Source organism: Spirosoma flavus, assembly GCF_054778555.1.
Genome location: NZ_BAAGZL010000001.1, coordinates 2,137,754 through 2,151,555 on the forward strand (window position 1 = coordinate 2,137,754; position 13,802 = coordinate 2,151,555).

General features: G+C 51.4%; 5 protein-coding genes. 3 read left to right on the forward strand and 2 right to left on the reverse strand.

What is annotated here, in order from left to right; translation table 11 throughout:
* Positions 1 to 4: 4 nt before the first annotated feature.
* Complete coding sequence (locus ACYVF1_RS08340) at positions 5 to 3,112, reverse strand: ATP-binding protein (RefSeq protein ID WP_461077478.1); 3,108 nt, start codon at positions 3,110 to 3,112, stop codon at positions 5 to 7.
* 214 nt (positions 3,113 to 3,326) lie between these two features.
* Between ACYVF1_RS08340 and ACYVF1_RS08345 the strand changes: the two genes are divergently transcribed.
* The 3 genes from ACYVF1_RS08345 (at position 3,327) to ACYVF1_RS08355 (ending at position 12,294) form a co-directional block, all read left to right on the forward strand.
* A complete protein-coding gene (locus ACYVF1_RS08345; RefSeq protein ID WP_461077480.1) occupies positions 3,327 to 7,631 on the forward strand; it encodes a beta strand repeat-containing protein in 4,305 nt (1,434 codons plus the stop codon).
* 309 nt (positions 7,632 to 7,940) lie between these two features.
* Positions 7,941 to 8,498 (forward strand): type VI secretion system tube protein Hcp, encoded by a 558-nt coding sequence (locus ACYVF1_RS08350; RefSeq protein WP_461077482.1) that lies wholly within the window; start codon positions 7,941 to 7,943, stop codon positions 8,496 to 8,498.
* 34 nt (positions 8,499 to 8,532) lie between these two features.
* Entirely contained in the window at positions 8,533 to 12,294 is a 3,762-nt protein-coding gene (locus tag ACYVF1_RS08355) for a cellulose binding domain-containing protein (protein WP_461077484.1), read from the forward strand.
* Between the two features lie 199 nt (positions 12,295 to 12,493).
* On the opposite strand, the gene rodA is transcribed toward ACYVF1_RS08355, so the two are convergent.
* Complete coding sequence (rodA, locus tag ACYVF1_RS08360; RefSeq protein WP_461077486.1) at positions 12,494 to 13,774, reverse strand: rod shape-determining protein RodA; 1,281 nt, start codon at positions 13,772 to 13,774, stop codon at positions 12,494 to 12,496.
* Between the last annotated feature and the right edge of the window lie 28 nt (positions 13,775 to 13,802).

Genomic DNA, 13,802 nt, shown 5'->3' on the forward strand with positions numbered 1-13,802 from the left:
ATAGCTAAACCCTCAGCTCGGCAGGCAGGTAGCCAAAATGTTCTCGAAATACTTTTGTGAAATGAGAAGGCGAACTGTAACCGACTGAATAGGCAACCTGTGTTACGTTTAAGTCGCCTGTTTGCAGTAATTCGGCGGCTTTTTCCAGACGAACGCGATGGATAAACCGGTTGGGGCTCAGCGCGGTTAGGGCTGTCAATTTTCGATTCAACTGGGTGCGGCTCATGTTTGCCTGCGAAGCCAGCCAATCGACGTCGAGCGTTTGATCCTGCAGATGATCGAGAATAACCTGGCGTATTCGGGCCAAAAACCGATCTTCTTTATCCAGGCGAGGGACGTCTTCTTTCGTTAGTGCAGACTCGACGGAAGGCGTTCGGCTGGTTAGCCATCGCTGCCAGTTCTCGCGGGTTTTCAGGCAGTTACCGATACGTAGCGCCAGCTCTTCCAGATTGAAGGGTTTGCCGATGTAATCGTCTGCACCGATACCCAGCCCTTTCATGCGACTGTCGTAGGAGGATTTGGCCGTTAGTAAAACAACGGGAATGTGGCTCGTACAGTCGTCTGCTTTCAGGCGTTCAACTAACGTGTAGCCGTCCATTTCGGGCATCATTACGTCGCTGATAATGAGATCAGGCACTCGTTCCTGCGCTTTCTCAAAACCCAGTCTGCCATTTTCAGCAACAATAATCTGGTACGTATTGGATAAGTAATCAACTACATATTCACGCAGGTCAGCGTTGTCTTCAACTACCAGTATAAGTGGTTGGCTGGCTTTTTCTGAGTTGTTACCGTTCAACATAGCCGCTCCCGACGTATCGAGGGCCTTTCCTGCGTTATGGACTTCTTTGCTGAAGGTTAATTCGACCGGTGCTGTCTGTTGGCTGAGAGGTTCTGTTGATTGATAGGTAGTTAATGGGATCTCTATCGTAAAACAACTGCCTTTATCAGTCGTACTCTCAACGGCGATACGTCCCCCCAGCCACTCAGTCAATTCTTTCACTAGCGCCAGCCCGATTCCCGTTCCCGAGTACGCGCGGGTAGAGGAGGAATCGACCTGATGAAACCGATCGAAAACACGTTCCAGCTGATTGGCTGGTATACCAATTCCAGTATCCGTTACCTGAATCATCAGCTGTTTTTCGGCTGTTACCAGGCTATCTACGCGAATTGAACCGCCCGATGGCGTGAACTTTACAGCGTTCGACAGCAGGTTGTAGACAATCTTTTCAAGTTTTTCCTGGTCGAAAAGATAGGATTCACAGTCGGGTTGCCCGTGCCATTCCAGCCGGATATGTTTCTGTTGGGCCAATCCCTGAAACTGATTAACTATCTGCTGGACAAAAGTTAGCGGCTCGCCGAGGTGCTGCCGATGATCCAGCCGGCCCGCGTCGAGTTTGGCCATGTCGAGTGTTTCGTTGATGAGCCGCAGCAGTTGATGCGCATTATACCGAATTGCACCAAGGCGGTCGGTGGCTCGCTCGGTAGTCAGCGACTCATTTCCCAATTGTTCGGTAGCATTTAGTATGATGGTCAGCGGAGTTCTGAACTCGTGCGTTACGTTGGCGAAGAACTGGCTTTTCAATTCATCCATCTGACGTAACGTAGCGGCTTCAAACTCCTTGCGGGCCAGCTCCTGTCGCAATTGTCGACGTCGGTTTACGCTACGTATCAGCCAGTAAATCAATCCAATAGCAATAATCAGGGCAATAGCCCGGAACCAGGCGGTTTTCCAGATAATGGGCTGCACTTCGATACGTAAACTGGCGGGTTGTTTTTTCCAGCCGTTGGGCGTTTCCCAGTTAAGCAGAAATTGATACGTCCCGGCCTCGGGCTGATACGTTGCCACGCCGACCCAGTCGTTATAATTTGTCCATTGGGGGCTATAGCCTTCCAGTTTGTAGCGGAGAGGAATCTGTCGGGAGTCTGCCAACGGCGAAAAGCGCAACTGCACAAAATCGCCTTCTTTGATTCGAATCACGGGATGCCCTGTTGAGTCGCGCTGAAATCGTTGCTCCTGCGTTTCTTCGTTTTCAATAAGCCGGGTTCCGTTGACGATAACATCCAGTATATTGAATGATGGATTGGGACGCAACCGCTTTAAGTCGTACAGGTCCAGCCGATTACTCACCACTTTCACCCATAACCGATCCGATGTTCCGTTATTATCCGGGGCAATGTACACGGCAATTATTTTTTCGGCCGGGTGCGAAAAATCGATACGTTCCAACTGACCCTGAGGATTTATGCGGCAAACCATAAGGCCCACCGAAAAATAATCGTTTCCGTGCCGGTCGGGTACGAACGTATTGGTCCACATCTGGCTGGTCGCCGTAGGTAGAGGCAGTTTAATGGTTCGGATCTGGCCTGAACGGGGCGTCAGAATGTCGATCCCGTTGACCTTTCCCAGCAATATATCGCCATTGTCGCGAACGCGGATGGCTGTTATCATCGTACCACTGCTAAGGTGAGCCGTTTTTTCCGGATTGTATGGATAATTCAGCCGTTTCCCGGTACGTGGGTCCAGTACGCTCAGGCCAGCAGACGTACTAAACCAGAGCCGCCCGTCTGGTCCTTCCTCCATCACATCAAAGGGCTCTGGACGTAATACCTGCTCAACCGCCAGTGTACGCGGATTTACACCCAGAACCTGCGTATCGGGCAAACTGACCCAAAGTTTGCCCGAACGGCCCACAAATAGCTCCTTAATTCCCCGTGGGCGGAGGTAATTACGTACGAGCCGACACGTATCGGGCAGGCTAACGAGTTTCCTGGTTACGGAGTCGGCGTAGAGCAGTTCCTTCGGATGGCCCGCTCGTGTGCGAGTGCCCCAGATTCTACTACCGGGACGCTGCTGAAAGAGCCTGTATCGATCGGGCTCTGTGTCGTTATAATTCTGAAAAAGATTGCCATCAAAAGACAGCGATCGGCCCTGGCTCGATTGCCAGATGAGCATCTGTTGTTCGTCGGTCAGCGGCTTTCCGAATAAAGAGAACGTAGTGGGCTGGGTTACCTGCCGGGAAGCGGGAGGGAGCATGAATTGCTGCGCTTTAAGCCCTGGTCCGCCAAGAATTGCCAGTATCAGAAAGAGCTCAAAACGCCTAACTCGCATCATGTTTTTCTATGGGTACACAAGGCCGAATTTACAACGCTATTTTCGGCTATCCAAGCGGCTTTCTGGGCCAAACAGAGGTGAAATGGTTCAAATGAGCTAGAAATGGTTCAATTGTGTTAGTTTCTTGAGGGGGTGAGATCGGAATTTTACGCATCGCGGGCAATGCTTTCGTATCGCTGCTCGGTGTCGTCTTTGACGCTTAACCCCATATTGTATGTTTTCATTACTACGTTATGTTTCTAAATCTGGCGGACCACTACGTCCGCACCAACTACGTTTTTTTAGAGCCATCCTTTTTGCCGGACTGCTGAGCCTGATTTCCAGAGGACTATTTGCTCAGAACCCGCGCTACGTAACGCCGAACGGGGCCGGTATCCGCAATGGTACTAATTGGAGTAATGCCCTGTCGGGGACGGCCCTGCAGGGCGCTCTGGCGTCTGCTCCTGCTGGCACTACGTTTCTGGTGGGCGGTGGTCTTTATAAACCCACTTCGACCACCGCCCGCACTGTCAGCTTTACTATACCCAGTGGCGTGGAAGTCTACGGGGGGTACATAGCCAACACCACCAATCGCACCACCAACCCCTCTTCCACTACCTTGTCGGGCGATATCGATAATGACAATACGCTGGACAACAACACCTTCAAAGTGGTGCAGACCAGCGGCAGCAACGTGGTGCTGGATGGGTTGCTGATCACTCAGGGCAATAACAGACCTGAAGCTGGTGGGGATGCGCTTGGAGGTGGCTTAGCCGTCAATGGAGGATCGTTAACCCTACGCTGGGTCCAGTTCATCAATAATTGGGCCTATGAAGGCGGTGGGATGTATGTGGATGCAGGTACCGCTAATCTAACCAATTGCTCCTTTAGCCAGAATTATGCGTCAGGCAGCGGAGGAGGGCTTCAATTTTATCGGATTGCATCCGGCAGCGTTGTGAACTGTAGCTTTACGGCTAACACAACTAGGGGGTTTGGGGGAGGGTTCTACATCAATCAGTCAAATCCTTCACTCACGAACTGTAGCTTTTTTGGAAATTCAGCAAACTGGGGGGGGGGCATAAGTATTTCTATTACAAGTCCTACACTTACCAATTGTAGTTTTAGTGGAAATTCAGCGAGCTTGGCAGCTGGAGCTGTTTATGCTACTGGAAATGCGAGCCGTCCCGTACTAACAAATGGCGTTATCTGGGGTAATTCAGGAGGTGGGATAGCTGAGAATAGTGGCGCAAGCGTCACTTACCGTTATACAGATTCACAGGATGGGGTGCAGCCCGGACCGGGTAATCTGTCGGTAGATCCCCTGTTTGCCAATGCGGCTGGCGGTAATCTGCAACTAACCAGCTGCTCTCAGCTGATTAACGCAGGCGATAACTCGGTCAGTGCCGGAACCACCGATCAGGCGGGTAATCCGCGCCGGTACAATGGCGGTATAATCGACATGGGGGCTTATGAGTATCAAGAAAATTCAGCCAGACTTGGTTTTACCCAACAGCCCGCCAGCCGTACGGTGGTCTGTGCGGGCACTACCGTCACGGCTATGGTCTCGGTCACCGGCAGCAGTGCTACTTATCAGTGGTACAAAGATGGCGTTTCGTTGGGAGCGTCTCAACGTAGTGCTACCTTAACCTTGCCCAGCGTCACTACGGCGCAGACAGGTAATTATTCGGTGGGCGTTACTAATACCTGCAACTCACTTACATCCAGCGCCTTCAGCCTGACTGTTAACCATAGGCCAACACCCACACTCACCAGCAGTGGTACGCTCACCTGTGCCCAGACCAGTGTTACGTTGACGGCGGGTGGCGGGACTAGCTACGTGTTTAGTGGTATGGGTATTGTGAGTCAGAACGCTACGTCGGGAACGGCGGTGGTGAACGCGCCGGGTACTTACTCGGTGGCTGTTACTGGCTCAAATGGCTGCTCCGGCAGCACGTCCGTTACGGTAGATCGGAACATCAACGCGCCACAACTCATTATCAATCCCTCGAGTGCTACGTTAACCTGCACCACACCAACTGTGAGTTTGAGTGCGGTGGGCGCTGGAACGTACCGCTGGAATACGGGCGCCACTACGTCGAGTATCTCGGTGAGTGTGGCCAATACGTATTCGGTGACACTCACTGGCGCCAATGGCTGTTCGTCTTCTGCCACTGCGCTTGTCAGCGACGATAAAACCTCTCCTTTGGCGAGTGTCAGTCCAGGTAGTGCTACGTTAACCTGTGCCACGCCAATCGTCAGTCTGTCGGCGGTGGGTGGTGGAACGTATCGCTGGAATACGGGGGCCACGACGGCTAGTATTTCGGTCAGTGTGGCCGATACCTATTCGGTGACCTTGACGGGTGCCAACGGCTGTACAAATTCCACTAGTATCAGTGTTGGTGAGGATCGAAATCCGCCTTCGCTGACCATTACCCCCAGCTCTGCTACGCTAACCTGCGCTACCCCTGTACTAAGTCTGACAGCTATTGGTACGGGAAGTTATCGGTGGAGTACGGGCGCTACTACTTCAACCATCAGTGTTTCCACCGCTGCTACATACTCTGTTACCTTGACTGCGGCAAACGGCTGTTCCGCTTCTTCCACTGCCACCATTTCTCAGGACTTCGCCCCACCCTCGATCAGTATTTCTCCCTCGAGTGCTACGTTAACCTGCACCACACCAACGGTGAGTCTGAGCGCGGTGGGCGATGGAACGTATCGCTGGAGTACTGGGGCTACCACATCCAGTATCTCTGTAAGTGTGGCTGATACGTATTCAGTTACATTAACTGGCGCAAATGGCTGTTCTTCAACCGCTAGCGTCAGTGTGAGCCAGGATCAGACCCAACCTTCACTAACGATTGCACCGATTAATGCTACACTGACCTGTGCTAGTCCAACTGTGAGTTTGAGTGCGATCGGCAGTGGAACGTATCGCTGGAATACAGGGGCCACTACGTCCAGTATTTCGGTTAGCGTAGCTGCTACGTATTCGGTGACGGTAACTGGGGCAAACGGCTGTACGGCCACGGCCCGTGCGATTGTCAGTGAGGATAAAACACCACCTTTGGTGAGTGTCAACCCAGGTAGCGCTACGTTAACCTGTGCCACGCCAGTAGTAAGCCTGTCGGCAGTTGGCAGTGGAACGTATCGTTGGAATACGGGCGCTACTACGTCGAGTATCTCGGTGAGTGTGGCCGATACGTATTCGGTAACGCTGACTGGAGCAAACGGCTGTACGGCCGCGGCCGGTGCCGTCATCACTGAGGACAAAACTCCGCCCTCGATAAGCATCAGCCCCAGCAGTGCTACGTTGAGCTGTACTACGTCCTCGGTGAGTTTATCGGCCGTGGGGAACGGTACGTATCGTTGGAATACAGGGGCTACTACGTCCAGTATATCGGTCAGTGTAGCCAATACGTATTCCGTTACGTTAACCGGAGCTAATGGTTGTACGGCCACAGCCAGCGCCACGGTTACGTATCAGAACTGTGCGCCTACGGTGGCTAGTGCCATTCCTCCCCAATCTGCTACGTTGGGTAATGCCTTTAGCTTCACTATTCCGGCCAATACGTTTGCCGATGCCGAGACGCCCAACAGCCTTACCCTGTCGGTGGCCGGGCTTCCCGCCGGACTGAGTTTTGTTTCGCCCAACACCATTACCGGTACGCCTTCTACGACCGTAGGCTCACCCTTCACCGTTACGGTGGTGGCGACCGACCCTGGTGGGCAGTCAGTTTCAACGACCTTTACGCTGACAATCAATTCCCGCAGTTTTGCCATCACCGGGGTGACCATGCTGGACTGTAATCTTATCAGTTATTACGAACGACGTATCAACTTCGTCGTTAGTTTCGAGGGCACCAATGGACAGCCTATTAGTCTTTCAGTGGTCAATGAGACCCGCTCCATTACCATTAATGAGCCGTATCAGTTGAACCTGTTTACCGACAACCCGGTAATTATCTTCAAAGCCCGTCAGCAGGGTACGCCGGGTGAGGCAACATTTAGTTACAACTGGCTGGCTTATTGTGCCAACGGCAATCCTCGGGTTGAGAATCCTATTCCCCCCCAGTCGGTGACGGTAGGCCAAGCGTTTAGTTATGTGATTCCAGTCAATACGTTCACCGATGCTGAAACACCTAACAGTCTGAGTTTGTCGGTGGTGGGTCTGCCGGCAGGGCTGAGTTTAGTGGCTCCCCGCACGATTACTGGTACGGTTTCGGCTACGGCTAGTTCGTTTTACAGCGTAACAGTAATTGCTACTGATCCGGCTGGTGGTTCGGTCTCTACGATTCTGCCGTTAAGTGTGATAAATTCGACTGGGTGCGCGAGTATGTATAGTGTGCAGGCTGGGAGCTGGAGTGACGCCAGTACGTGGTCGTGTGGGCGGGTGCCGCTGCTCAGCGATGTGGTGACGATCAATCATGCCGTCAGATTACCAAGCAGTTATCAAGGGCAGGCGTTGCGGATTATTTACACGGCGAGTGGTCGCCTGATTTTTGATTTGGCTAGTCGGTTGCGATTAGGGGGAAATTAGGGTTGATCAATGAAAAGCAAACAAGCCGGGTCCTTAGACCCGGCTTGTTTGCTTTTCGCCAAAATCGTTCCTGACAGTGGACCCTTGTTGTGACTGACTCGATGACTTAAAGTAAAACTTCACTAACAAAGAAAGTCCAATTACCACCTGAAAAGCGGGTTAGTTGGGTCATAATGGTTCAAAATTGATAGAATTGGTTCAAATGTGTTAGACCTGAAGCAGGTGTAAGCGCCAAATTTGCCATGTCAATCACCACGGTGTAGATGACCAAACTCTTTTTTATCTAACAACCAGTTAATTACAAAACTCATGAAAAATACGTTTACCTCCTTTTTAACTTTATTGCTTTTCTTCGTTGCCAGCGCATTATTCGCCCAGAGCCAGGGGCCGGGTATTTACATGGAGCTTACACCTCCCTTAGGCAGTATTCAGACACCCGGCGTTTTCAAGATCAGTAGTTTACAGAATACACTTGTAAATAAATCAACTATTGGCTCAGCAACGGGCGGAGCCGGAGGTGGCGCAATAGAGTTTCAATCCTTAGTGTTGACAAAACTGCCGGACATAGCCAGTAATTATTTACAATATGCGATGGTGCGAGGAATGCATTTCTCCCGCATAAAATTCAGCTATAAGAATGCCGCCGGAGAAGTAGTCTATGATTACATGATAGGCACGGCCTTTATAACTAGTTATTCTCCAAGTGCAACTGAGGCCTGTGAAAATGGGTGCCCAGGAATTGCTGAAACATTTTCTATCGCTTTTGGTGAAATTGCTATAGTAGATCGCACATTAAACCCAATCCGACCAATTATCTGGAGCCAGATAAAAAACATAGCTAACGTTTCCTTTCCGTATTTGAACTAATGATGGCCTTTTTCATCCGCTAACCGACAAGGCCATGAGCTATTTATTTCATACTACGTTGCTCGGACTGGTCATCGTTTGCTTGTTTACGTTGTCAGCGCTGGCACAATTAAGCCCTCCAGGTTTAGTTTCCAATCGTCGGGCAACGACACCCAGAGCCGTTACACCGGTTCAGCGAATTAAGCAAAAAGTTGACAGTCTGCAGCGACTCACCCGCCCTGGGTATTATAGCGCTCTTTTTGCGGCTAAAAAACGACTGCCGACATCGTCTGGCGCTCGTATCGCAGCCGAAGATTGTGGTACATCACTGTGTACTGCAGTCATTAACACATCATTGTCAGTAGGACTGTCGGACAGCGGCCCGCTGAATTGTTCGACAAATTCTGTTACGTTGACAGCGATCAGCAGCCAGACGACAACTGGTACATATACGTTTAAAGGCCCCGACGGTGTTGTTAGTACTGGTAACAGCAACACAGCGGTGGTTACTAAAGTGGGCGATTATACCGTTACGTTGAGCGTGTCGGGAGGGCAGTCGGTTACGGCTACAGCCAGTGTAACAGAAGATTATGCTGCCCCATCCATCGTTCTGACTGCTTCCAACAACGGCATACTGACCTGCGCTCAAACATCGGTAATGCTAACGGCGGATAGCCAGGTGGATACGCTACGTTTAGACGGTCTGGGCGGAATGGTTGTCGGCTCTGGCCGGGGCATTGCCGTTTCGCAGACCGGTACTTACTCGGTTACGCTCACGGGATATAATGGATGTACGGCAACGACCAGTACCACTATCGGGCAGGACATTGCCGCCCCATTGGTAAGCATCAATTCGCCGACTGGTGCTACGTTAACCTGTGCTACGTCGTCGGTAAGTTTGAGCGCCACAGGTAGTGGTACGTATCAGTGGAGCACGGGTGATACAACATCTGTCATTTCGGTAGACTCAATTGGAACGTATTCGGTAATTCTGACGGGAGCAAATGGTTGTTCTGCCACAGCCAGCATTTTGGTTGAGCAGAACGTAGTAACGCCTGCCTTGAGCATCAGTCCATCTAGTGCTACGCTGACCTGCGCTACGTTAGCGGTGAGTTTATCCGCCGTAGGTAGTGGTACGTATTTGTGGAGCACAGGCGATACAACACAGGCCATTTCGGTAACCGCTGCAGGGCCTTATTCCGTCACACTGACAGCCGCTAATGGTTGTACGGCTACTACAATGACCACCGTTGAGCAGAACGTAGCAACTCCTTCCCTAAGCATTACGCCCAGCACCACTACGTTGACTTGTGCGGGCCCTACGGCAATTCTATCGGCCATTGGAAGTGGAACGTATCGCTGGAGTACAGGGGCCACGACGTCCAGTATTTCGGTCAGTGTGGCCGCTACGTATTCGGTGACGTTAACATCAGATAATGGCTGTACGAGCTCGACCAGTGTTACTGTTGGGCAGGATACAAACGTAGCGTCGGTGAGTATATCGCCTTCCAGTGCTACGTTAACCTGCGCGGCTACATCGGTGAGCCTGTCGGCGGTGGGTGCTGGAACGTATCGCTGGAATACGGGGGCCACTACGTCCAGTATTTCTGTAACTGCTGCGGGGCCATACTCCGTTACGTTAACAGCGGCTAACGGCTGTACTACGACTGCTAGTCAGACGGTTGCGCAGGGTGGAGGTGCACCTACTGTGAGCATCAGTGCCCCGGCTGGTACTACGTTGACCTGTGCCACGACGTCGGTGAATTTGAGTGTGGTGGGCACTGGTACGTATAAATGGAGTACGGGTGAAACTACATCAAGCATCTCGGTAACCTCGGCTGCTACGTACTCGGTAACGCTGACCGCAGCTAATGGTTGTTCGTCTACGACGTATATTGTTGTAAGTCAGGATAAAACCGCTCCGGCTGTGAGCATTGCGTCGAGCAGTACTACGCTCACTTGTGCCAGCCCGTCGGCAAGTCTGTCGGTGATTGCGCCGAGTGCGGGTACGGTGCTATGGAGTACGGGCTCGACCAGTCGTGTTATTTCGGTGAGCCTGACCGGCGATTATACGGTGGTTTTCAAAGGATCAAACGGCTGTCAGGCAATTGCTACCGTTACCGTTAGTCAGGATAAATCTGCTCCGACGGTAAGCATCAATCCGGCTACTGCTACGTTGAGCTGTTCTACATCGGCAGTAAGCCTGAGTGCGGTGGGTAGTACGACGGGTACGTATCGCTGGAATACGGGGGCAACTAGCCAAATCATCAGCGCTACGTTAGCGAATACGTATTCCGTTACCTTGACCGGCGCAAACGGTTGTACTGCCGTCGCTAGCCGGGTAGTGAGCAGCAGTAGTAACGTAGCAGCCCCAACCTTACAGGCCAGTGCTCAGACAACGGTTAATCAGCCGATCTCGGTTACGGCCAATGGCTGTTCGGGCACGATTAACTGGCAGGCGCAGGGCGGAAGTGGCCAGGCTAACGGCAGTGTTTACACTTTCACGCAGCCGGGCAGTTATACGCTGTCGGCCACTTGTAATGTAGGTTCGTGCACCAGTTCAACCGCATCGGTGACGCTGGCGATCCAGACGGTGACCGCTGGTCTTAAAGTACTGCACCAGAACGCCGATTACAACCAGCCGCTGAACAATGCCATCAAGCCAAATCTCCAGCTTCAGAACGACGGATCAACGCCCATTCCCTACAGCGAAATTACAGTACGTTACTGGTTGACAGCGGAGCAGTTTGCGCCCATGACTAACCTGTCGGTTTACTACGCTCAACTGGGCACGGACAAGGTGAAAATGAAGTACGTCGAATTGCCGCAGCCCCGCCAGGGTGCCCTCGGGTATGTCGAGTACAGCTTCCTGGCCACGGCGGGTACTCTTGGTGGTGGGCAGAATTCAGGACAGATTCAGACCAGTATCGCCAAGCAGGACTGGACCAATTTCAGCGAAAGTGATGATTATTCGTTTGCCAATAACAACGGATATCTGGCAAATACGCGCATCACAGCGTACCGAAATGGAAACCTGGTTTGGGGGACTGAACCGCTGAACGTATCGCCGGTTCAGAGTCTGAAGTCGTTTACGGAAAACAAGAGCAGCGTTACGACCAACAGCATCGGTACGTTTCTACAGGTACGTAACGAAGGCAACGTAGCGGTCAACTATAGTGATGTGAAAGTGCGCTATTACTTCACGTCGGAAGGAAGCCAGACGCTGAACTTCTTTGTGGATTACGCAGTATTGAGTGCTTCAAACGTAAAAGGCCGTTTTGTGAAACCCAGTCCTCCACTAGCCAACGCTGATACGTATCTGGAATTAAGTTTCGTAAATCTCGGTAAGCTATACCCAATGAGCAGTACGGGTAACATTCAGTATCGAATAGCCAAAGCCGATTGGAGCAATTTTAACCAGAGCAACGACCATTCCTACCAGAATGGTACGAATCCGATGGCCGAAAATAACCGGGTTGTCATCTACGTAGGCAGCCAGCGGGTGTATGGCGTCGAGCCTGGCCAGGGGGCGCGGGAAGGTATCGGCGAGAACGTATCGGCTTTGCAGGTAACGGTGTTAGGTAATCCAGTGCAAGGTTCGGAAGTTGGTGTGGAGGTACGCGGGGCGGAAGGCCAGCCGCTGCAATTCCAGCTGACTGACGTAACGGGCCGAATCCTGAATATCACAAAAGTTGATGCAGCGGGGAACGTGGAACGGCAACGGCTGTCTTTAGGAGGGATTCCTGCTGGATCGCTGCTGTTGCAGGTGAGTACGCCGACTCAGCAACAAACGGTTCGGGTCATTAAGGAACGGTAATAGACAGCTAGTTTTTAACAAAACAGCCGATTTGACAACTTGATCAAATCGGCTGTTTTTTGCGAAATACTATCTCTGTTCAAAGAAATTGCCTAATTGAAAACCAACCTTTTCTTCTGTAAAAAATCATCCACACTCCACTGGCTCGCATTACCCTATGCTACGTCCAGACTAACCTGCTACGTTCCTGAGCAGGTTCTTACCGCCGGGTTAGCGCCGTTCGTCGGGAATCGAGTTTGAGGAAAATGAAAAGCAGAATTGAGAACGACCAGAGCGACGAACCGCCATAACTAAAAAACGGCAACGGAATTCCGATTACGGGCATCAGGCCAATAGTCATCCCGATGTTGACCATTACGTGGAAAAAGATGATTCCTGCCACACAATAGCCATATACCCGCGCAAATTTGGTACGTTGCTTTTCAGCCAGGATGACGATACGTGACAGCAACCCGACGAAGAGCGTAATCACGACCAACCCACCAATAAAGCCGTGTTCTTCACCGATGGTGCAAAAAATGAAGTCGGTACTTTGCTCGGGTACGAAGTCGAATTTGGTTTGCGTTCCCTCCAGAAACCCTTTCCCCTGAAGCCGCCCGGAGCCGATGGCAATTTTGGCCTGTGTTACGTTCCAGCCTACGCCAAGTGGGTCGATGGTTGGGTCAACGAGCACTTTGATCCGGTTACGCTGATGCTTCTGCAATACTGAATTGACAAAAAAATCGACGCCCGTCACGAAGATCATCATACCAATACCCAGCACACCGATGCCTATCAGATTGGGTATAGAACGATTGTGGCGTGGCATAATGAGAATGATTATGCCAAGCAGCGCCACAATACCGAGAAAAATATACAGCTTGGGAAATACTAGCGCCACGATGAATAAAGCAGCCGCTGTTATGCCCAGTGCCGGAATCCAGCTAGGCAGTCCTTCGCGATAAAGCATGATGACGAACGACGCAAAAACCAGCGTAGAGCCCGTTTCGTTGGATGCAATAATCAGGATACAGGGCAGCAGAATAATTCCTCCGACCCAAAGTAAGTCTTTCTGTTTCGAGAGGTTGATGCCCGGTACGTCCAGATACTTGGCGAGCGCCAGCGCCGTTGCGACTTTGGCAAACTCGGCGGGCTGAATCGTAAAAGAACCGAATTTGAACCACGACCGCGATCCGTTGATGTTGCTGCCGAGAAAGAGTACCAGAATCAGCAGAAAAATCATGAAGCCGTAAAATATAAAGGCAAACGTATCAAAAACCGTGTGATTGATTACCAGAATACAAATGACCAGTAACACCGTAGTACCAATCCACATGAGCTGTTTACCCGCGTTGGTCGACAGGTCGAACAGGCTGGTATGGGCTTCCGGGCTGTATACGGCAGCATACACATTAAGCCAGCCCATACCTACACAGCAGAAGTAAAGCAGCAGCGTGAGCCAGTCAATGTTTTGGGAAAATGGGTCGTTTCTGCGAGCCAAAGACGTAATGATTTATGAGGTATAGGCT

Excerpts from the sequence above, each read along its gene's own strand:
- ACYVF1_RS08340 (WP_461077478.1), bottom strand. The coding sequence starts at position 3,112 with ATGATGCGAGTTAGGCGTTTTGAGCTCTTTCTGATACTGGCAATTCTT.
- ACYVF1_RS08345 (WP_461077480.1), top strand. The coding sequence starts at position 3,327 with ATGTTTTCATTACTACGTTATGTTTCTAAATCTGGCGGACCACTACGT.
- ACYVF1_RS08350 (WP_461077482.1), top strand. The coding sequence starts at position 7,941 with ATGAAAAATACGTTTACCTCCTTTTTAACTTTATTGCTTTTCTTCGTT.
- ACYVF1_RS08355 (WP_461077484.1), top strand. The coding sequence starts at position 8,533 with ATGAGCTATTTATTTCATACTACGTTGCTCGGACTGGTCATCGTTTGC.